At 70.9% G+C, this 21,274-nt stretch carries 16 protein-coding genes; 7 read left to right on the top strand and 9 right to left on the bottom strand.

Annotated elements, in window-relative coordinates; all coding sequences use genetic code 11:
• Positions 1-73 precede the first annotated feature (73 nt).
• From ACZ62B_RS32060 to metH, 3 genes are all read right to left on the bottom strand, one after another.
• The gene (locus ACZ62B_RS32060) at positions 74-1,681 is read right to left on the bottom strand and encodes an ABC transporter substrate-binding protein (RefSeq protein ID WP_344560503.1); all 1,608 of its coding nucleotides are present in this window, start codon (positions 1,679-1,681) and stop codon (positions 74-76) included.
• A gap of 444 nt (positions 1,682-2,125) precedes the next feature.
• Positions 2,126-2,827 carry an HAD family hydrolase gene (locus ACZ62B_RS32055; protein WP_469693035.1) on the bottom strand — a complete coding sequence of 234 codons (702 nt, stop codon included), beginning with the start codon at positions 2,825-2,827 and terminating at the stop codon, positions 2,126-2,128.
• A gap of 116 nt (positions 2,828-2,943) precedes the next feature.
• Positions 2,944-6,456, bottom strand: a complete 3,513-nt coding sequence (metH, locus tag ACZ62B_RS32050; RefSeq protein WP_344560501.1) for a methionine synthase — start codon at positions 6,454-6,456, stop codon at positions 2,944-2,946.
• Positions 6,457-6,754: 298 nt separating this feature from the next.
• Between metH and ACZ62B_RS32045 the strand changes: the two genes are divergently transcribed.
• The 6 genes from ACZ62B_RS32045 to ACZ62B_RS32020 all read left to right on the top strand — a co-directional run bounded on the left by ACZ62B_RS32045 (position 6,755) and on the right by ACZ62B_RS32020 (position 13,877).
• Complete coding sequence (locus ACZ62B_RS32045; RefSeq protein WP_344560500.1) at positions 6,755-7,519, top strand: IclR family transcriptional regulator; 765 nt, start codon at positions 6,755-6,757, stop codon at positions 7,517-7,519.
• Positions 7,520-7,852: 333 nt separating this feature from the next.
• Positions 7,853-8,647, top strand: coding sequence for an MIP/aquaporin family protein (locus ACZ62B_RS32040; protein WP_073933629.1), 795 nt, complete (start codon positions 7,853-7,855; stop codon positions 8,645-8,647).
• Between the two features lie 65 nt (positions 8,648-8,712).
• The gene (gene glpK, locus ACZ62B_RS32035; RefSeq protein WP_344560499.1) at positions 8,713-10,251 is read left to right on the top strand and encodes a glycerol kinase GlpK; all 1,539 of its coding nucleotides are present in this window, start codon (positions 8,713-8,715) and stop codon (positions 10,249-10,251) included.
• Between the two features lie 8 nt (positions 10,252-10,259).
• Positions 10,260-11,876 (top strand): glycerol-3-phosphate dehydrogenase/oxidase, encoded by a 1,617-nt coding sequence (locus ACZ62B_RS32030; RefSeq protein ID WP_344560498.1) that lies wholly within the window; start codon positions 10,260-10,262, stop codon positions 11,874-11,876.
• Positions 11,877-12,008: 132 nt separating this feature from the next.
• Positions 12,009-12,680, top strand: a complete 672-nt coding sequence (locus ACZ62B_RS32025; RefSeq protein WP_344560497.1) for a FadR/GntR family transcriptional regulator — start codon at positions 12,009-12,011, stop codon at positions 12,678-12,680.
• 126 nt (positions 12,681-12,806) lie between these two features.
• Entirely contained in the window at positions 12,807-13,877 is a 1,071-nt protein-coding gene (locus ACZ62B_RS32020; RefSeq protein WP_469693031.1) for a PAC2 family protein, read from the top strand.
• 74 nt (positions 13,878-13,951) lie between these two features.
• Here the strand turns inward: ACZ62B_RS32020 and mshC are convergent, their stop codons facing one another.
• The 4 genes from mshC to ACZ62B_RS32000 form a co-directional block, all read right to left on the bottom strand.
• A complete protein-coding gene (mshC, locus tag ACZ62B_RS32015; protein ID WP_344560495.1) occupies positions 13,952-15,181 on the bottom strand; it encodes a cysteine--1-D-myo-inosityl 2-amino-2-deoxy-alpha-D-glucopyranoside ligase in 1,230 nt (409 codons plus the stop codon).
• 240 nt (positions 15,182-15,421) lie between these two features.
• The gene (locus tag ACZ62B_RS32010; RefSeq protein ID WP_344560494.1) at positions 15,422-16,255 is read right to left on the bottom strand and encodes an SCO1664 family protein; all 834 of its coding nucleotides are present in this window, start codon (positions 16,253-16,255) and stop codon (positions 15,422-15,424) included.
• The gene (locus ACZ62B_RS32005) at positions 16,219-16,809 is read right to left on the bottom strand and encodes a DUF3090 domain-containing protein (protein ID WP_073933622.1); all 591 of its coding nucleotides are present in this window, start codon (positions 16,807-16,809) and stop codon (positions 16,219-16,221) included. Before ACZ62B_RS32005 ends, ACZ62B_RS32010 begins: the two co-directional genes overlap by 37 nt.
• Before the next feature lie 89 nt (positions 16,810-16,898).
• On the bottom strand, positions 16,899-17,585 hold the full coding sequence (locus ACZ62B_RS32000; protein WP_344560493.1) for a histidine phosphatase family protein: 687 nt from the start codon (positions 17,583-17,585) through the stop codon (positions 16,899-16,901).
• 62 nt (positions 17,586-17,647) lie between these two features.
• Here ACZ62B_RS32000 and corA point away from each other — a divergent pair, with 62 nt between their 5' ends.
• Positions 17,648-18,643 carry a magnesium/cobalt transporter CorA gene (gene corA / locus ACZ62B_RS31995; protein WP_344560492.1) on the top strand — a complete coding sequence of 332 codons (996 nt, stop codon included), beginning with the start codon at positions 17,648-17,650 and terminating at the stop codon, positions 18,641-18,643.
• A gap of 34 nt (positions 18,644-18,677) precedes the next feature.
• Here the strand turns inward: corA and ACZ62B_RS31990 are convergent, their stop codons facing one another.
• Positions 18,678-19,466: a ferritin-like domain-containing protein gene (locus ACZ62B_RS31990; RefSeq protein WP_344560491.1), complete on the bottom strand. Its 789-nt coding sequence runs from the start codon at positions 19,464-19,466 to the stop codon at positions 18,678-18,680.
• 217 nt (positions 19,467-19,683) lie between these two features.
• Positions 19,684-20,739 carry an LLM class F420-dependent oxidoreductase gene (locus ACZ62B_RS31985; protein ID WP_468728585.1) on the bottom strand — a complete coding sequence of 352 codons (1,056 nt, stop codon included), beginning with the start codon at positions 20,737-20,739 and terminating at the stop codon, positions 19,684-19,686.
• Between the last annotated feature and the right edge of the window lie 535 nt (positions 20,740-21,274).

Below are 21,274 nucleotides of genomic sequence, written 5' to 3'. Positions count from 1 at the left end.
GTGCTATGCCTTGTCGTTCTTGCTGCCCGGACCGCGCCACCGGTCCGGGTTCGTGCGGTTTCGTGCGGTTCCGTCACTCGCTGACGCCGCGCCCGAGCTCCCACAGCTGGAGGGTCGAGGAGGAGTTGAGCGCGTAGGCGGTGCCGGTGATGCCGTCGCGGGCGGCGACGTACTGCTTGCCCTGCCACAGCGGGAGCACCGGGACCTCGTCGGCGACGATGTCCTGGATCTCCGTGAGGCTGTCGGAGGCGGACAGCCGGTCGGCCTGGCGGCGCGACTCGGGGATCAGCTCCTTGATGATCTTGTTGTTGGCGTAGGGCGAGCTGAGGAAGTTGTCCGTGTCGAGGAAGGGAGCGGTGAAGGCGTCGGCGTCCGGGTAGTCCGGGAACCAGCCCATGCCGTAGACGTCGTACTTCTCGTTCTGGGCGGCGGTCTTGAACTTGGTCCAGGTCTCGCTCTTGATGTCGGTCTCGAACAGACCGCTGTCGTTGAGCTGCTTGCTCAGCTGCTCGAACTCCGTCTTGGCGGCGGGACCGTAGTGGTCGTGCGTGTAGTGCAGCGTCAGCTTCACCGGGGTGCTGACGCCGGCATCCTCCAGCAGCTCGCGGGCCTTGGACACGCTCGGTTCACCGTACTTGTTGAAGAACGCGTTGGAGTGACCGGTGACACCGGCGGGGACCAGCGAGAACAGCGGCTCGGCCTGGGAGCCGTAGACGTTGCCGACCAGCTCGCTGCGGTTGATGAGCTGGGCCATCGCCTGGCGGACGGCCTCGTCCTCCACGCTGGGGGCCTCGGTGTTGAACGCCAGGTACCGGATCTCCAGACCGGGCGACTCGACCAGCTCGATCTCGTCGTCGGTGGCGGTGCTGAGCTTCTGGATCTGCTCCGGCGACATGGTGCGGGTCATGAGGTCGATGTCGCCCTTCTCCAGCGCCTCGCCCATGGCTTCGGCACTGTCGTAGGAGACCATCTCGACCTTCTCGTTGTTCACCTCCAGCGCGCCCTTGTAGGAGGGGTTCTTGGTGAAGGTGGCACTGACCATCGTGCCGTCCTCGACCTTGCCCTCGAGGGTGTACGGGCCGGAACCGTCGACCTCGAAGCCCTCGCGCAGCTTGTCCTTGTCGTAGCTGTCCGGGTTGACGATGCCCGCGACCGGGGTGGACAGCTTGTACGGGAAGGTGGCGTCGGCGCTCTTGAGGTGGAAGATCACCTCGCGGTCGCCCTGCGTCTCGACGGTGTCGATGGTGGACAGCAGCGCGAACACGCCACTGTCGCCCTTGATGGAGAGGGCGCGCTCGATGGAGAACTTCACGTCCTCCGCGGTGATCGCGTCGCCGCTCGAGAACTTCAGACCGTCGCGCAGGGTGCAGCTGTAGCGCTCGTTGCCGGCGTCGGTGAATCCGCACGACTCGGCGGCCTCGGGCACCGGCTCGCCGTCGCCGCGGGGCTGCACCATCAGGGTCTGCACGGTCTGCCGCAGGATGTTCCAGGTACCGACGTCATAGGCCCAGGCCGGGTCGAGGGGCGCGGGACCGTCCTCCTTGGATGCGGTGAACCGGTCCGTGGTGCCCACGACGATCGCGTCGCCGCCTCCGCTCCCGCCCTCGCTGTCGCCACAGGCGGCGAGCACCGGCGAGAGCAGGCCCATCGCGGCCGCCAGCACCAAAGTCTTGCGGTTCATGCTCGAGTTTCTCCAGGACTGTCGACTCCGTGTATCCGGCATGCGGGGGTTGTCGCAGCGGAACACGGGGATGGGGGCGAGGTTCTCGCGATGACATTAGTCCGCGCCCGCAGGAGGGTTCGCAGCCGCCGGAGTTGAGGGCACATCACGCAGTGAGACCGGGTGTGAACGCACCGGTAAAGGCGACCGGGGAATGATTGGTGCAGCTTCTCATGAATCAGGACACAAGGGCGTACCGATGACCTCCGAAATGGTGCGGAAAGCACAGGAGGACATCGTTGTCGACCCCCCTCCATGTGGTGAACCTCACATGTGAAAAGGGCTCGACGGTGCCGCAATTCAGCCATCGGCAAGCGGGGCGAATTCTTTCGGGCGCGTGCGTCCGGGCCCGAGAAGCCGAGTGGCGGGAATTCCGGCGGTAACACCGCTGCGCTGGGTGAACGCCTAGCGCATTTCCGTCATCAGACCGCGCAGGAATGTCAGGTCCACGACTTCCAGGGAGGGTACGACCGTCCGCCGGACGGCCGGGACGATCGGGCCCACCGAGGGCACCGCGACGACCTGGCAGCCCGCCGCCTCGGCGGCGGCGACACCGGTCACGGTGTCCTCGACGACGACGCACCGCACGGGGTCCACACCGAGCCCGGCGGCGGCCGCGAGATACGGGTCGGGGTGCGGCTTGGTGCGCGGTACCTCGTCGCCGGCGACCGACAGCGCGAAGTGCTGCGGGCCCAGCGTCTTCAGCACCCGGTCGATGATGCGCCGGTGGGAGGCGGAGACGAGCGCCGTCGGGATCTCGTGCTCGGACAGCTCGGCGAGCAGCCGCGCGGCGCCCGGCATCAGCGGCAGGGCGTGGTCGATGCGGTCCTCGAAGCCGTCGTTGAGCAGCACCGTCAGCTCGGGCAGGCCGATGTCGGCGCCGGTGGCCTCGATGAGGAACCCCGCGCTGCGGGTCATGGGGCCACCGACCACGACATGGCGCCAGGACTCGTCGAGGGTGTGGCCGAGGGAGGCGAAGACCTCGACCTCGACGTCCCACCAGAATCCCTCGGTGTCCACCAGGGTGCCGTCCATGTCGAGGAGGACGGCCTGCAGGGCCGAGCCCTCGGCCGTCCGGGTTCCGAGCGCGGGGACCGTACTGGTCATCCGCGTACCTCCTTCGCAGGGACGACCAGGCCGGTTCCCACGGGGGAACCGGCCTGCGGTGGACCGACCAGTGTACGTCGTGTGCGCTCAGAACGCCTGGTGTGGCTCCTGGCGCCTCAGCGGGCGTTGAAGTACTTGGCCTCCGGGTGGTGGATGACGATGGCGTCCGTGGACTGCTCGGGGTGCAGCTGGAACTCCTCGGACAGGTGCACGCCGATGCGCTCGGGCTCGAGCAGCGCTGCGATCTTGGCGCGGTCCTCCAGGTCGGGGCAGGCGCCGTAGCCGAGGGAGAAGCGGGCGCCCCGGTACTTCAGGGCGAACATGTCCTCCATCGCGGCAGGGTCCTCGCCCGCGAAGCCGAGTTCGGAGCGCACGCGCGCGTGCCAGTACTCGGCGAGGGCCTCCGCGAGCTGTACGGAGAGCCCGTGCAGCTCCAGGTAGTCGCGGTAGGCGTTGGCCTCGAACATCCGGGCGGTCTCCTCGCCGATCCTCGAGCCGACCGTGACCACCTGGAGGCCGACCACGTCGGTCTCGCCGGACTCCTCCGGGCGGAAGAAGTCCGCCAGGCACAGCCGGCGGCCGCGGCGCTGGCGCGGGAAGGTGAAGCGGGTGCGCTCGTTGCCCTGCTCGTCCAGGATGATCAGGTCGTCGTCCTTGGAGACGCACGGGAAGTAGCCGTAGACCACGGCCGCCTCCAGCAGGTTCTCCGTCTGGAGCCGGTCGAGCAGTCCGCGCAGCCTGGGCCGGCCCTCGGTCTCGGCCAGCTCCTCGTAGGTCGGCCCGTCGCCGGTGCGGGCCTGCTTCAGGCCCCACTGGCCCTTGAAGAGGGCGCCCTCGTCGAGCCAGCTCGCGTACTCCTTGAGCTGGATGCCCTTGACGACGCGGGTGCCCTGGAAGGGCGGGGTGGGAACGGGGTTGTCGGTGGCGACGTCGGAGCGGACGTGCCCCTCCTCGGGCCGCTCCTCGATCTCCACGGTGGCCGCGCGGACCCGGCGCTGCTTCAGTTCGGGCAGCTTCGCGCCGGGCACTCCGCGCTTGATGCCGATGAGGGCGTCCATCAGGCGCAGGCCCTCGAAGGCGTCGCGGGCGTAGCGGACCTCGCCCTGGTAGATCTCGTGCAGGTCCTGCTCGACGTAGGCGCGGGTGAGGGCGGCGCCGCCGAGGATCACCGGGTAGTCGGTGGCCAGGCCGCGCTGGTTGAGCTCCTCCAGGTTCTCCTTCATGATCACCGTGGACTTCACCAGCAGCCCGGACATGCCGATGACGTCGGCCTTGTGCTCGTCGGCGGCGTCCAGGATCGCGGAGACCGGCTGCTTGATGCCCAGGTTGACGACGTTGTAGCCGTTGTTCGACAGGATGATGTCGACCAGGTTCTTGCCGATGTCGTGCACGTCGCCGCGCACGGTGGCCAGCACGATGGTGCCCTTGCCGGCCTCGTCGGTCTTCTCCATGTGCGGCTCGAGGTGCGCGACGGCGTTCTTCATCACCTCGGCTGACTGGAGCACGAACGGCAGCTGCATCTGGCCGGAGCCGAACAGCTCGCCGACCACCTTCATGCCGTCCAGGAGGGTGTCGTTGACGATGTCGAGGGCCTTGCGGGTCCGCAGGGCCTCGTCCAGGTCGGCCTCCAGGCCGTTGCGCTCGCCGTCGATGATGCGGCGCTTGAGGCGCTCCTCCAGGGGCAGCGCGGCCAGTTCCTCGGCCTTGCCGGCCTTGAGGGACTTGGCGGTGGCGCCCTCGAAGAGCGCCATCAGCTTCTGGAGCGGGTCGTAGCCCTCGCGGCGCCGGTCGTAGATGAGGTCGAGGGCCGTGGTGACCTCTTCCTCGCTGAAGCGGGCGATGGGCAGGATCTTCGACGCGTGGACGATCGCCGAGTCCAGGCCGGCCTTGACGCACTCGTCGAGGAAGACCGAGTTCAGCAGGATGCGGGCGGCCGGGTTGAGGCCGAAGGAGATGTTCGACAGGCCCAGCGTGGTCTGCACCCTGGGGTGGCGCCTCTTCAGCTCGCGGATGCCCTCGATGGTGGCCAGGCCGTCCTTGCGGGACTCCTCCTGGCCGGTGCAGATGGTGAAGGTGAGGCAGTCGACGAGGATGTCCTCCTCGCGGATGCCCCAGTTGCCGGTCAGGTCGTCGATCAGCCGCTCGGCGATCTCGACCTTCTTCTCGGCGGTACGGGCCTGGCCCACCTCGTCGATGGTGAGCGCGATCAGCGCGGCGCCGTGCTCCTGGGCCAGCCGGGTGACGCGGGCGAACCGGGACTCGGGTCCCGCGCCGTCCTCGTAGTTCACCGAGTTGATCACCGCGCGGCCGCCGAGCTTCTCCAGCCCGGCCCGGATGACGTCGACCTCGGTGGAGTCCAGGACGATCGGCAGGGTGGAGGCGGTGGCGAAGCGTCCGGCCAGTTCCTCCATGTCGGCGACGCCGTCGCGGCCCACGTAGTCCACGCACAGGTCCAGCATGTGCGCGCCCTCGCGGATCTGCTCGCGGGCCATCTCCACGCAGTTGTCCCAGCGGCCCTCGAGCATCGCCTCGCGGAACTTCTTCGACCCGTTGGCGTTCGTCCGCTCGCCGATCGCCAGGTAGGAGGTGTCCTGGCGGAAGGGGACGGTCTGGTAGAGGGAGGCGGCGCCGGGCTCCGGGCGCGGGTCGCGCTCCGCCGGGGCCAGGCCGTGCACGCGCTCCACGAGCTGCCGCAGGTGCTCGGGCGTGGTGCCGCAGCAGCCGCCCACCAGGGACAGGCCGTAGTCGCGTACGAAGTTCTCCTGGGCGTCCGCCAGCTCTTCCGGGGACAGCGGGTAGCGGGCGCCGTCCTTGGTGAGTTCCGGCAGGCCGGCGTTGGGCATGCAGGACAGCCGGCTGCGGGAGTGGCGGGCCAGGTGGCGCAGGTGCTCGCTCATCTCGGCCGGGCCGGTGGCGCAGTTCAGGCCGATCATGTCGATGCCCAGCGGTTCCAGCGCGGTGAGCGCGGCGCCGATCTCGGAGCCGAGCAGCATGGTGCCGGTGGTCTCGACCGTGACCGACACGATCAGCGGGACCTCGAACCCGGCGGTCTCCATCGCGCGGCGGGCGGCGATCACGGAGGCCTTGGTCTGCAGCAGGTCCTGGGTCGTCTCCACCAGCAGCGCGTCCGCGCCGCCCGCGAGCAGGCCCTCGGCGTTCTGCTGGTAGGCGTCCCGGATGGCGGTGAAGGTGGTGTGGCCGAGGGTGGGCAGCTTGGTGCCGGGTCCCATCGAGCCCAGCACCCAGCGGGTGCGGCCGTCCCGCGCGGCGTACTCGTCGGCCGTCTCGCGGGCGATGCGGGCGCCCGCCTCGGACAGCTCGGCGACGCGCTCCGGAATGTCGTACTCGCCCAGGGCGGTGAGGTTGGCGCCGAAGGTGTTCGTCTCGACGCAGTCGACCCCGGCGGCGAAGTACTCGGAGTGGACCGAACGGACGATGTCCGGGCGCGTCAGGTTCAGGATCTCGTTGCAGCCCTCGAGGTTCTGGAAGTCCTCGAGCGTGGGGTCCTGGGCCTGGAGCATGGTGCCCATGGCTCCGTCGGCGACCACCACCCGGGTGGCGAGCGCCTCTCGGAGGGCGGACACACGGGTCCGGCTGTCGGCGGAAGGGGTCTGCGGCAACGAGGCCATGAAAGGGGCTCCCTCTGGGTGCGACGGCTGTCGGCTTTGCGGCTGCCCGGGATCCCCTCACGGAGCGTCCCCGGCTGGGCGCACCACGCCAGGGTATCCGGGACCGCTCCCTGATGTTCAGGGCGTCCACGGGGCGGACGATGATGGCCGACAACCGACGCATGGAGCACGGGTGGCGGAACCGATCGCGACCGACCATTGGCGGGAGGTCGGCATCGACCGGTAGTGTTCGACAATGCCGAACAGCGGCAGCGGCGGTCGCGGGTAGACGGCCGAAGGGGACGGAGGCAGTACGGCGATGGCACGGAACATCCAGTCGCTCGAACGGGCGGCGGCGATGCTGCGCCTGCTGGCGGGCGGCGAGCGGCGGCTCGGCCTGTCGGACATCGCCTCGTCGCTGGGCCTCGCCAAGGGCACCGCCCACGGCATCCTGCGCACCCTCCAGCAGGAGGGGTTCGTCGAGCAGGACGACGCCTCCGGGCGCTACCAGCTGGGCGCCGAGCTGCTGCGCCTGGGCACCACCTATCTCGACGTGCACGAGCTGCGGGCGCGCGCCCTGGTGTGGACGGACGACCTGGCCCGTTCCAGCGGCGAGAGCGTCTACCTGGGCGTGCTGCACCAGCAGGGCGTGCTGATCGTGCACCACGTCTTCCGTCCGGACGACAGCCGGCAGGTCCTGGAGATAGGGGCCATGCAGCCGCTGCACTCCACCGCCCTGGGGAAGGTGCTGTCGGCCTACGACCCGGTGGCCCACAGCGAGGCCCTGGAGGCCGACCGCAAGGCCTTCACCGACCGCACGGTGTGCGATCCGGACGATTTCGAACGCATCCTCGACCTCACCCGCGCGCGTGGTTACGCGGCGGACGTGGAGGAGACCTGGGAGGGCGTCGCCGCCGTCGCCGCCCCCATCCACGACCGGCGGCGCATGCCGGTGGGCGCGGTGGGCATCACGGGGGCGGTGGAGCGACTGCGCCGGGACGGCGAGCTGCGGCCCGGGCTGATCGCGGCGGTGCGGGACTGCGCCCGCGCGGTGTCGCGGGACCTGGGCGCCGGGCGCTTCTGAGCGGAACACACGGATGACCGGGACGCCGTACGGCGTTCCGGTCACCGTCATGCCCGGGGGCGGACAGACCGGGCGCGAGCCGGCGCAACCGCCGCGAAGATCGATAACCCGGGGCGATCAATAACGATCGCGTTTTCGATAACCAAACTCTTGACGCCCGCGGGGCGCCGGGAAAGACTCCCGTCCATCGGTCGGCATTGTCGAACACCTACCGGCAATACGAGTTAGAGTGTGACAACGCCAAGGGCCGGCATCGCTCTCACCCCTGAGGGCGCCAATCCCCGGTGGGACCCGGGGGTCGGCTTCCCTGGACGAAGGACAAAGGAGTCGCGGGTGTCCAGCTCCGACATCTTCATCGGCGAGACCATCGGTACCGCCATACTCATCCTGCTCGGTGGCGGCGTCTGCGCCGCCGTGACGCTGAAGGCCTCCAAGGCCCGTAACGCCGGCTGGCTCGCCATCGCCTTCGGGTGGGGCTTCGCCGTCATGACGGCGGTGTACATCTCGGCACCGCTCTCCGGCGCCCACCTCAACCCGGCCGTCACCGTGGCGCTCGCCGTCAAGGACGGCGAGTGGAGCAACGTTCCGGTCTACTTCGCCGGAGAGTTCCTCGGCGCGATGATCGGCGCCACCCTGGTCTGGGTCGCCTACTACGGCCAGTTCCTGGCCCACCTCACCGACAAGGAGATCGTCGGCGGCCCGGGCGCTCAGGCCACCGCCGCCAAGGCGGTCGAGGCGCAGGAGAAGGGCGCGGGCCCGGTGCTCGGCGTCTTCTCCACCGGCCCGGAGATCCGGCACACGGTGCAGAACCTCGCCACGGAGATCGTCGGCACCTTCGTGCTGCTGCTCGCCATCCTCACCCAGGGCCTGAACGACGCGGGCAACGGCCTGGGCGTGCTGGGCGGTCTGATCACGGCGCTCGTCGTCGTCTCGATCGGCCTGTCGCTGGGCGGCCCGACCGGTTACGCCATCAACCCGGCCCGTGACCTCGGCCCGCGCGTCGTGCACGCCCTGCTGCCGCTGCCGAACAAGGGTGGTTCCGACTGGTCCTACGCCTGGATCCCGGTGGTCGGCCCGCTGATCGGCGGCGCCCTCGCGGCCGGCCTCTACAACGTCGCCTTCGCGTAGGCCCCGGCACCTTTCCGCAGCGCCGTACGTACCGCCCCGTAACCAAGGAACTCCAGGAGCACACAGTGACCGACGCCCACACCGCCGGCCCGTTCATCGCCGCCATCGACCAGGGCACCACCTCCTCCCGCTGCATCGTCTTCGACCGCGACGGGCGCATCGTCTCCGTCGACCAGAAGGAGCACGAGCAGATCTTCCCCAAGCCCGGCTGGGTCGAGCACGACGCCACCGAGATCTGGACCAACGTCCAGGAGGTCGTCGCCGGGGCCGTCGAGAAGGCCGGCATCACCCGCGACGACATCAAGGCCATCGGCATCACCAACCAGCGCGAGACCACCGTGCTGTGGGACAAGAACACCGGTGAGCCGGTCCACAACGCCATCGTCTGGCAGGACACCCGCACCGACGCCCTGTGCCGCGAGCTCGGCCGCAACGTCGGCCAGGACCGCTTCCGCCGCGAGACCGGCCTGCCCCTGGCCTCCTACTTCGCCGGCCCCAAGGCCCGCTGGCTGCTCGACAACGTCGACGGCCTCAAGGAGCGCGCCGAGGCGGGCGACATCCTCTTCGGCACCATGGACACCTGGGTCATCTGGAACCTGACCGGCGGCGTCGACGGCGGCCACCACGTCACCGACGTCACCAACGCCTCCCGCACGCTGCTGATGAACCTGCACACCATGCGGTGGGACGAGAAGATCGCCGAGTCCATCGGCGTCCCGCTGGCGATGCTGCCCGAGATCCGCTCCTCCGCCGAGGTCTACGGCGAGATCACCGGCGGCAGGCTGGGCGAGCTGCTCGGCGGCATCCCGGTCGCCTCCGCGCTGGGCGACCAGCAGGCGGCCCTGTTCGGCCAGACCTGCTTCGCCGAGGGCGAGACCAAGTCGACGTACGGCACCGGCACCTTCATGGTGATGAACACCGGCGACAAGATCATCAACTCCTACAGCGGCCTGCTGACCACGGTCGGCTACCAGATCGGCGACCAGAAGCCGGTCTACGCCCTGGAGGGCTCGATCGCCGTCACCGGCTCGCTGGTGCAGTGGATGCGCGACCAGATGGGCCTGATCTCCACCGCCGCCGAGATCGAGACCCTCGCCCTGACCGTCGAGGACAACGGCGGCGCCTACTTCGTGCCGGCCTTCTCCGGCCTGTTCGCCCCGTACTGGCGCTCCGACGCCCGCGGTGTGATCGCCGGCCTGACCCGGTACGTCACCAAGGCGCACCTCGCGCGCGCCGTGCTGGAGGCCACCGCCTGGCAGACGCGGGAGATCGCGGACGCCATGACGAAGGACTCCGGCGTGGAGCTGACCGCCCTCAAGGTCGACGGCGGCATGACCTCCAACAACCTGCTGATGCAGACGCTCTCGGACTTCCTGGACGCCCCCGTGGTGCGTCCGATGGTCGCCGAGACCACCTGCCTCGGCGCCGCCTACGCCGCCGGCCTCGCCGTCGGCTTCTGGAACAGCACCGACGACCTGCGCGCCAACTGGCGGCGGGCCGCCGAGTGGACCCCCCGCATGGACGCGGAGACCCGCGACCGTGAGTACAAGAGCTGGCTCAAGGCCGTGGAGCGGACCATGGGCTGGCTCGAGGACGAGGAGTAAGAACCGCCATGACCACCCAGTCCACCCTGCAGTCCGTACCTGCCCTGGGGACACACCCGGCGTCCGGCTCGAACCCGAGCCGTGCCGAGACCCGGGAGCAGCTCTCCAAGGCGTCGTACGACCTTCTCGTGATCGGCGGCGGCATCCTGGGCATCTCCACCGCCTGGCACGCCGCGCAGTCCGGCCTCAGGGTGGCCCTGGTGGACGCCGGTGACTTCGCCGGCGCCACCTCCTCCGCCTCCTCCAAGCTGCTCCACGGCGGTCTGCGCTACCTGCAGACCGGCGCGGTGAAGCTGGTGGCGGAGAACCACTTCGAGCGCCGTGCGGTCTCCCGCCAGGTGGCCCCCCACCTGGCGAACCCGCTCACGTTCTACCTCCCCGTGTACAAGGGCGGGCCGCACGGCGCGGCGAAGCTCGGCGCCGGTGTCTTCGCGTACTCGGCGCTGTCCGCCTTCGGCGACGGCGTCGGGCACCTGCTCTCGCCGGCCAAGGCCGCGCAGGACGTGCCGGAGCTGCGCACCGACAACCTCAAGGCCGTGGCCGTGTACGGCGACGACCAGATGAACGACGCGCGCATGGCGCTGATGACGGTCCGCGCGGCGGCCGAGTCCGGCGCGGTCGTCCTCAACCACGCCGAGGTGACGGGGCTGCGCTTCACCCGGGGCCGGGTCACCGGCGCCGAGCTGCGCGACCGTCTGACGGGCGACGAGTTCGGGGTGAACGCCCGGCTCGTGCTCAACGCGACCGGCCCGTGGGTCGACCACCTGCGCCGCATGGAGGACCCGGACGCCGCGCCGTCCATCCGGCTGTCGAAGGGCGCGCACCTGGTCCTGAAGCGGACCTCTCCGTGGAAGGCCGCGCTGGCCACGCCGATCGACAAGTACCGGATCACCTTCGCCCTCCCCTGGGAGGACATGCTGCTGCTCGGCACCACCGACGAGGAGTTCGAGGGCGACCCGGCGGACGTCGCGGTCACCGAGAAGGACACCGCGCAGATACTCGACGAGGCCGCGTTCTCCATCCGCGACCAGCAGCTCGACCGGGACCTGATCACGTACGCCTTCGCCGGTCTGCGGGTGCTGCCGGGCGGCCCCGGTGACACGGCCAAGGCCAAGCGGGAGACCGTCGTCACCGAGGGCCGGGGCGGGATGCTGTCCGTCGCGGGCGGCAAGTGGACCACCTTCCGCCACATCGGCCGTACGGTGATGCAGAAGCTCCAGGCGCTGCCCGGCCACCCGCTGGGCGACGACTTCGAGCCGGTCGCCTCGCTGCCGAAGAAGCTGCCGCTGCCGGGCGTGGCCAACCCCCGCGCGGTGGCCCACCGGCTGCTGGTCGACGGTCCGGCGCCCGGCCCGCGCATGGCGGCGGACACCGCCAGGCACCTGGCCACCCACTACGGTTCGCTGGCCTTCGACATCGCCCGCCTGGCCAACGAGGACCCGGCGCTCGCCCGGCGCGTCCACCCGGACGCCCCGGAGATCTGGGCGCAGGTCGTCTGGGCCCGGGACCACGAGTGGGCCGAGACGGTGGACGACGTGCTGCGCCGCCGTACGACGCTGACGATCCGGGGCCTGGCCACGGACGAGGTCCGCGCCGACGTGCAGGAGCTGCTCGACAAGAAGTGACCCGCCGTCCCCGGCTCCCCCGCACGGGAGCCGGCACACGGGTCGGGGGCGGCTCCGCGCCGACGGAGCCGCCCCCGACCCGTACATAATGGGCTGGATACATCGGAGGTCTGGTCCACAGGGAGGCGCGGTATGGCAGTGACCGACGAGGCGATCGAGAAGATCAAGGGAATGATCGTCTCGGGTGCGCTGCGTCCCGGCGCCCGGCTGCCCAAGGAGAGCGAGCTCGCGGCCGAGCTGGGGCTGTCCCGCAACTCGCTGCGCGAGGCGGTGCGCGCCCTGTCGCTGATCCGCATCCTGGACGTACGGCAGGGCGACGGCACCTACGTCACCAGCCTCGACCCGCAACTCCTGCTGGAGGCGCTGAGTTTCGTCGTCGACTTCCACCGCGACGACACGGTGCTGGAGTTCCTCGCCGTACGCCGCATCCTGGAGCCGGCCGCGACGGCCCTCGCGGCCACCAGGATCGGCGAGGAGCAACTGGACGCGCTGGCGGAGCAGTTGGACAGGCTCGGCGACGAGCCGTCGGTGGAGGACCTGGTCGCCGCCGACCTGGAGTTCCACCGGGGCATCGTGCGCGGCTGCGGCAACTCCGTGCTGTGCTCCCTGCTCGACGGCCTGTCCGGTCCCACCACCCGGGCCCGGATCTGGCGCGGGCTCACCCAGAAGGACTCCGTCGGCCGCACCCTGCGCGAGCACCGGGCCATCCTCGCCGCCCTGCGGGACCGGGACGCGGAGGCGGCGCGGTCCTGGGCGACGGTGCACATCGCCAGCGTGGAGCAGTGGCTGCGGTCCACGCTGTGAGGGGTGTTTCCCGGCGCGCCACGGGGCAGTGATGGGGTCACTCCCCTTGTGAGGGGGCTGCGGGCGCCCCGTGGGCACGCCGTAAGGTTGGGGCGTACGCGAGGGCACGTCGGAAGGAGGCGCTGGGTGATCGAGCTCGAGGGGGTTCCCGAGCTGATCGACCCGGTCATGGTGGCCGCGTTCGAGGGCTGGAACGATGCCGGTGACGCCGCCTCCACCGCGGTCGCGCATCTGGACAGGGAGTGGAAGGGCGAGGTGTTCGCGGCGCTGGACGCCGAGGACTACTACGACTTCCAGGTGAACCGTCCCACGGTGTTCATGGACGGCGGGGTCCGCAGGATCACCTGGCCGACGACGCGGCTGTCGGTGGTCCGGGTCGGCGGCGAGAAGCCGCGCGACCTGGTGCTGGTCCGCGGCATCGAACCGTCCATGCGGTGGCGTTCGTTCTGCAACGAGATCCTCGGCTTCGCGCACGAACTCGGCGTGGAGCTGGTGGTCGTGCTGGGCGCGCTGCTCGGTGACACCCCGCACACCCGGCCGGTCCCGGTCAGCGGGACCACGTCCGACCCGGACCTGGCCCGCCGCATGGATCTGGAGGAGACCAAGTACGAGGGTCCCACGGGCATCGTCGGCATCCTCCAGGAGGCGTGCACGCACGCGGGTGTGCCCGCGGTGTCGCTGTGGGCGGCGGTCCCGCACTACGTGTCGCAGCCGCCCAACCCGAAGGCCACGCTGGCCCTCCTGAACCGCCTGGAGGACCTGATCGACGTGCGGATCCCGCTGGGCGAGCTGCCCGAGGACGCGCGTGCCTGGCAGGTGGGCGTGGACCAACTGGCCGCGGAGGACAGCGAGGTGGCCGAGTACGTCCAGACGCTGGAGGAGGCCCGGGACACCGCCGAGCTGCCGGAGGCGTCGGGCGAGGCGATCGCCCGCGAGTTCGAGCGCTATCTGCGGCGCCGTGACGGGGCGTCGGGTCCGCCCGGCGGGCATGCCACGGCGGACGGCTCGGACGGTACGCCGTACCGGCGGGAGGGTTCGGGCGGGCGGAACCGTCCGCCGAGGCCGCCGAAGCCTGAGGCGGGACCGGGTTCGGACTCGGACTCGGGACCGGAATCGGGTCCGGGTTCGGACTCGGAATCGGGTTCGGACTCGGAATCGGGTTCGGACTCGGGTGGCGACGAGTCGTCGGAGGACTGAGCGAAAGCGGAGGGGCGCCCCGTGGTGAACGGGGCGCCCCTTCGTCGTCGCGGCCGGTTACAGCGCCACTCCGGTCACAGCGCCACGCCGAGCAGCGCGTCCACCGCGCGGGAGACGACGCCGGGCGCGCCGGTGTCCGTGCCGCCGCTCTCCTCCTGGAGGACGGTCCAGCGGTCGACGGCGGCCAGCGCGGCCGGGGCGTCCAGATCGTTGGCGAGCGCCTCGCGGATCTCCTCGACCAGCGCCTCGGCGGGCGGACCGTCGGGGCGGGAGACCGCGGCACGCCAGTGGCCGAGGCGGGTCACGGCGTCCTGGAGGACCTGGTCGGTCCACTCCCAGTCGGCACGGTAGTGGTGGGCGAGCAGCGCCAGCCGGATCGCCGCCGGGTCCACGCCGTCGCGCCGCAGCCGGGACACGAAGACCAGGTTGCCCTTGGACTTGGACATCTTCTCGCCGTGCAGGGCGACCATGCCGGCGTGGACGTACGCCTTGGCCATGGGGAACTCGCCGGTGAGCGCCTGGGCGTGCGAGGCGCCCATCTCGTGGTGCGGGAAGACCAGGTCGGAGCCGCCGCCCTGGACGTCGAAGCCCATGCCGAGGTGGTCGAGGGCGATGGCCACGCACTCGATGTGCCAGCCGGGGCGGCCCCGGCCGAGGGAGCCGCCGTCCCAGCTCGGCTCGCCCTCGCGGGCGGCCATCCAGAGCATCGGGTCGACGGGGTTCTTCTTGCCCGGACGGTCCGGGTCGCCGCCGCGTTCGGCGGACAGCAGCCGCATGGCGGCGGCGTCGAGGTTCGAGACCTGGCCGAAGTGCGGGTCGGACTCGACGGAGAAGTAGACGTCGCCGTCGATCTCGTAGGTCGCGCCGAGGTCGCGCAGCCGTTCGACGAGGGGGACGATGCCGGGTATCGCCTCCACGGCGCCTATGTACTGGCGCGGGGGCAGCATCCGCAGGGCCGTCATGTCCTCACGGAACAGCGCGGTCTCGCGCTCGGCGAGCTCGGCCCAGTCGAGGCCGTCCCGGTCGGCCCGCTCCAGCAGCGGATCGTCGACGTCGGTGACGTTCTGGACGTAGTGAACCTGCCGCTTGGTGTCGAGCCACACGCGCTGCACGAGGTCGAACGCGTTGTAGGTCGCCGCGTGTCCGATGTGGGTGGCGTCGTAGGGGGTGATGCCGCAGACGTAGATACGGGCGACGGGACCGGGGTCGGAGGTGATCAGACCCCCGGTCGCGGTGTCGTGGATCCTCAGGTCGCGGCCCTGACCGGGCAGGGCGGGGACCTCGGAAGCGGGCCAGGCATGCATGTCATGAGCCTAACCGGACCGCGGTTCGGAAAACGAACGGGAGCAGGCCGGATGACCGGGAAGGCGCTCTTGCGCCGTGGCGTCCGGCGTGCTGCCGGTCTTGTTGCGGACGGGCGGCCGGTTTTGTTCCGGACGGACCGCCGTCCCGTTCCGGCCGAGTCGTCGGTCTTGTTGCGGACGGACCGCCGTTCCGTTCCGGGCGAGCTGCCGGTTCCGTTCCGGACGGGATCGCCGTCCCGTTCAGACCGGGGGCCAGGGGATGGCCGGCCAGTCGCCGCCCGGTTGTGGGTGGGTGCCGGTGGTGAGGAGGGTCTCGACGCGTGCGCGGGTGGCGTCGATCTCCGCGCGGGTGATGAGGGGGGTCAGGGCGGCGGTGAGGGGGCCGGTGTCGGTGAGGGCCGTTCTGAGGCCCTTGAGGACGTCCAGCGCCTCCGCGGTCAGGGGCTCCCCCGCCCAGCCCCACAGGAGGGTGCGGAGCTTGTCCTCGGCGTTGAAGGTGACCCCGTGGTCGATGCCGTACAGCAGGCCCTCGGCGGTGGGCAGCAGGTGCCCGCCCTTGCGGTCGGCGTTGTTGACCACCGCGTCGAGCACGGCGAGCCGGCGCAGCCGCTCGTCGTCGGCGTGCACGAGCAGCGCGGTGCGGCCCTCACCGACCTCGGCGAAGCCGATCGCCTTCCAGCCCGGCTCCGGTTCCTCGCCGTCGACCAGGGCGAGGAGTTCCGCGCCGGGCGCCGTCTCGATCCACAGCTGGCACATGCCCTCGCCGTAGGGGCCGTCGCGGAGCACGGTGGGCGGGACGAGGCCCCAGCCGGTCGCCTCGGAGACCGCGTAGGCGGCGACCTCCCGCCCGGCGAGCGTGCCGTCGGGGAAGTCCCACAGGGGCCGCTCCCCGGCGACCGGCTTGTAGACGCAGGCGGCCTCGCGTCCCTCGTGGGTGACGGTGCAGTACAGCGCCGCGTTCGACGCCTCGCGGATGCGTCCGCGCACGGTCAGCTCGCCCTCGGCGAGCAGCACGGCGGCGGCCGGGTCGGCGGCCGTCACGCTCCGCGGCGGTATCCGTTCTGGCGCGGACATACGTGTCCTTCCGGGTCGAGCGGGAGGCTGCACAGCGGGCACGGCGGCCGCCCGGCGTTGACGACGTCGAGGGCGCGCTTGGCGAAGGCCCGGGCCTGCGCGCCGGTGAGCCGGACGCGGAGCATCGGGGGCCCGTTCTCCTCGTCCTGGAGCAGCCGCTCCTCCGCCTCGGCGAGGTCCTCCTCGGAGTCGGCGTCCAGTTCGACGAGCGCCTGCGCCTCGACGATCATGCGCTGCTCCTCGCCGTCCCAGGCGAGCGCCATGGTGCCGACGCGGAACTCCTCCTCCACGGGGGTGTCCAGCGGGGCGCTGTCGGTGGTCTCGGCCGGCGTCATCGCGGGCACGGCGGCGCTGCCGCCGCTGCGGCGCACGACCTCGTCGAGCAGTTCGTCCATCCGCTCGGCGAGCGCCGCGACCTGGGTCTTCTCCAGGGCCACGCTGGTCACCCGGGAGCCGGCGGAGGCCTGGAGGAAGAACGTACGGCGCCCTGGCAGTCCGACCGTGCCGGCCACGAAACGTTCCGGTTGGTCGTAGAGGAACACCTGACGGGACACGTCCTGTCTCCATTGAGAGTCGTGGGTACGGGCGGCTGTGTGAACGGGGACGCACTGGTGCGACCGCTTCACCCTACTGCGCCCGACGATCACGGTGCGCCCGCGCCGCCCCCGACCGTGGCGTCACCGGCCGGCGGTTCCTCGCGCGGCGCCAGGGACGCGAAGTCTCCGGTGTCGCCGAGGCGGACGAGAAAGGGCCGCAGCCGTGTGTAACGGATCGCGGTGATGGAACACGGTTCAACGGCGATCCGCTGGAAGAGGTCGAGATGAAGTCCGAGTGCGTCCGCGACGAGAGACTTGATGACGTCGCCGTGCGAGCACATGAGGTACACGGCGTCGGCGCCGTGATCGCGCTCCACGCGCGCGTTCCACTCGCGCACCGCCTCGGCGGCGCGTGTCTGCATCGCGCGCATGGACTCCCCGCCGGGGAACGCCGCCGCCGACGGGTGCGCCTGCACCACCTCCATCAGGGGCTCGTCCTTGAGCTCGACGAGTTTGCGGCCCGACCAGTCGCCGTAGTGGCACTCGCCGATGCGGTCGTCGGTGTGCGGGGTGAGGCCGGGGCGTTCCTCCAGCAGCGGCCGGACCGTCTCCCGGCAGCGCTGGAGCGGGCTGGTGACGACCTCGGCCAGCGGCAGCCCGGCGAGCCGTCCGGGCAGTGCGGCGGCCTGGGCGGCACCGCGGTCGTCGAGGGCGACACCGGGCGTCCACCCGGCGAGCAGTCCCTCGGTGTTGGCGGTGGAACGTCCGTGCCGGACCAGGAGCAACGTGGGCATGCGGCCCAGGGTAGGCGTACGCGCGGGTGTGGTGTCCGTCGGGAGAAAGGAGAGTGCGCTTCGTGATCGTCGACTGTGCCATCTACCGGGAGGGGCATCGGTCGGAGGGGCCCCAGGACTTCTCCGACGCGCTGGACGAGGCGCGGTCGGCCGGGGGGTTCGTCTGGATCGGGCTGCACGAGCCGACGGCGGACGAGTTCGACCTGGTCACGCAGGAGTTCGGTCTGCATCCGCTGGCCGTCGAGGACGCCCTCAAGGCCCATCAGCGGCCCAAGCTGGAGGTGTACGACGACTCGCTCTTCGTGGTGCTGAAACCGGTCGTGTACGAGCCGCGGAGCGACACGGTCTCCTCCGGCGAGGTCATGATCTTCCTCGGTGACTCCTTCGCGGTGACCGTACGGCACGGCGAGGGAGCGCCGCTCAAAGCCGTACGGCGGCGGCTGGAGCAGGAGCCCGAGCTGCTGGGCGAGGGGCCCACGTCGGTGCTGTACGCGATCGCCGACGCCGTCGTCGACCACTATCTGGACGTGGCGACCGAGCTGCAGACCGACCTGGAGGAGCTGGAGGCGGAGGTCTTCACGCCCGACGGCGGGGGGTCGCGGCACACCGCCTCCCGGATCTACGGCTTCAAGCGGCAGATCCTGGAGTTCCGCCGCGCGACCGGGCCGCTGGCGCTGCCGATGACGCGGCTGGCGGGGGTGGGCTCGTACGGGGCGGGGGTACCGTTCGTGGAGGACAGGGCGCGGCCCTTCTTCCGTGACGTGCACGACCACCTCACCCGGGTGAACGAGTCCGTGGAGGGACTGGACCGGCTGGTCTCGGACATCCTCTCGGCGCATCTGGCGCAGATGAGCGTGCGGCAGAACGACGACATGCGGAAGATCTCCGCGTGGGCGGCCATGGCCGCGATCCCCACGATGCTCGCGGGGATCTACGGGATGAACTTCGAGCACATGCCCGAGCTGCGGTGGGAGTGGTCGTATCCGGTGGTGATCCTGGTGATGGTGGCGCTGGAGGTGCTGTTGTTCCGCTTGTTCAAACGGCGGGGGTGGATGTGAGGGGTTGTGCCGGTGGCCGGTGGTCTGTGGCCTGTCACGCGAGTTCCGGTTCCGGGGTCGCGGGGCCGCCTAGCGCGTTGCGGCGGTCGGGCATCCTGAGGGAGACCATGCGGCGCCAGCCGCCCAGGCGTTCGTACGCGTACACCGCGCGGATGCCTGCCGCGAGGACCGCCGCCTTGGGCCCGGGCCAGCCGAGGATGCGGCCCATGTGGGCCATCACCGCCAGGCTGACGTCCCGGTAGACGCGGATCTCCGCGAGCGCGCACGCGCGCAGGGTGCGCTGGATCGCGCGGCCGTGTCCGGCGTACGCGAAGCGCAGCAGCTCCTCGTGGCAGTAGGCGAGGTGGTTGTCCTCGTCGTCGGAGATCATCCTGACCGCGCGGCCGAGGTCGGGATGGTCGGCGAAGTGCTTGCGGAGCAGGTCCATCTGCTCGGAGGCGCGTTGCTCGGTGACCCTGCTGTGGGCGAGGTAGGTGACGACGTCCTGCACGGTGAGCGGCTCGTCGCGCTTCAGCCGGCCGTGGGCCAGGCCGATGCCCTGGTTCTCGAGGAGCATCGTGTAGTCGGTCTCCGGGGGGACCGGGACGGGTTTCAGGCCGCGCTTCCTCATCAGGGCGTTGAAGATGCGGCCGTGCTTGTCCTCGTCGGCACCGTGCCGGATGATCTTGGGGGCGAGTTCGCGCTGGGCCTCGGGGACCAGCGCGGCGATCCGGGCGTTCTCCCAGCCGCCCTGGGACTCGCCGCTCGCGGCGATGGAGCAGAACAGGGCGAAGGACTCGTCGTTGTCGAGGATCTCCTGGAACAGACTCTTGGCCGAAAGCATGGTGGGCCACCTCTCCGCGGGCTTTCGCGGTTCCGAAGTTCCGCAAAGAGAGAGTCAAATGCGCGGGGGCGGGGGCGGCAACAGGTGTGTCGGGCAACTCCGCCGAAAGGAGTACGGGGCGGGGGCGCGGGAGCGTAACCGGGTGGGCCGGCGGGCGTTGGTGTGGGTGACGGCCGTGGCGGGGTGGACCCCCGAGCCCCCACCACGGCCGTGAGGACTACGCGAGGCCCGCGCGTTCCAGGGCCTCGGTGCCGGCGCGGAGCGACGCCAGTCGCTCGTCGAGCGTGAAGCCGGCCGGGGCGAGGGTGAGGGTGGTGACTCCGGCGGCGGCGTAGGCCTTCATCCGGTCGGCGATGCGGTCGACGGAGCCGAGGAGCGTGGTCTGGTCGATCAGGTCGTGGGGGACGGCCGCTGCCGCGCCCTGCTTGTCGCCGGTGAGGTACTTGTCCTGGATCTCGGCTGCTTCGCGTTCGTAGCCCATGCGCCGGGCGAGCTGGTTGTAGAAGTTCTGCTTGCGGCTGCCCATGCCGCCGACGTACAGCGCGGTGTAGGGGCGGAAGGTGTCGGCGAGGGCGGTCACGTCCTTGTCGTCGCCCACGGCGAGGGGGACGGTGGGGCAGATGTCGAAGCCGTCGAGGGTCTTGCCGGCCTTCTCGCGGCCCGCGCGGAGGTGCTTGACGGCGGTGTCCTCCAGGTGGTCGGCGGAGGGGAAGATCAGCAGGGCGCCGTCGGCGATCTCGCCGGTCTGTTCGAGGTTCTTCGGGCCGATGGCGGCGATGTAGAGGGGGATGTGCTCTCGCTGGGGGTGCACGGTGAGCTTGATGGGCTTGCCGGGGCCGTCGGGGAGGGGGAGGGTCCAGTGCTCGCCGTCGTGGGTGAGGCGTTCGCGGGTCATGGCCTTGCGGATGATCTCGACGTACTCGCGGGTGCGGGCGAGGGGCTTGTCGAACTTGACGCCGTACCAGCCCTCGGAGACCTGGGGGCCGGAGACGCCGAGGCCCAGGCGGAAGCGGCCCTGGGAGAGGGAGTCCAGGGTGGCGGCCGTCATCGCGGTCATCGCGGGCTGGCGGGCGGGGATCTGGAAGATGGCCGAGCCGACGTCGATGCGGTGGGTCTGGGCGGCGACCCAGGTGAGTACGGTGGCGGCGTCGGAGCCGTAGGCCTCCGCGGCCCAGCAGACGGCGTATCCGAGGCGGTCTGCCTCCTGGGCCACGGCGAGGTTGTCCGCGTCCATTCCGGCACCCCAGTAGCCGAGGTTGATCCCTAGCTGCATGGCGGCTCTCCCCTTACCGATGAGTAACGTCGCTTGTGCGGAGACCCTATACCTCCGGTGGGCGGGTGGGGTGCCTGCGGCGCCGCTGTTCGCCCCCGGTGGGGGTGCGGGTCTTGTGCCTGCGGCGCCACTTTCGGTTCGGTGGGGGTGCGGGTCTTGTGCCTGCGGCGCCGCTTTCGGCCCGGTGGGGGCTCGGGTTTTATGCCTGCGGCGCAGCATTCGGTTCGGTGGGGGCGTGCGTAGCGCCTGCGGTGGGTGGGTGGGTCGGGGCCGGGTCGGGGGTGTCCGTCCTCGGACTGGCGCGAAATGGGTTCCTTGGAGGGGGTGCGGGGTGCGGACGCGCCAGCCGCTGCGGGCGGCCACCCCCGCCCCGTCCCCTTCCCGCCGCGGGCGACTGCGGTGCGCCCACCGTGGCACGCGCCCCGGACCGTACGCGTCTGCGCCCCGCATTCCGTGCCCTGCGCGCCGCGATCCGCGGGCAGCCGCCCTCCGCAATCCGCGGGCAATCGTGCCGCAGGGCGGCACGGGTGGGCGC

This window comes from Streptomyces sp. NPDC053426, from assembly GCF_055585405.1.
The sequence above is the reverse complement of the archived record's forward strand: the minus strand, read 5'-3'. Positions and strand labels throughout refer to the sequence as shown.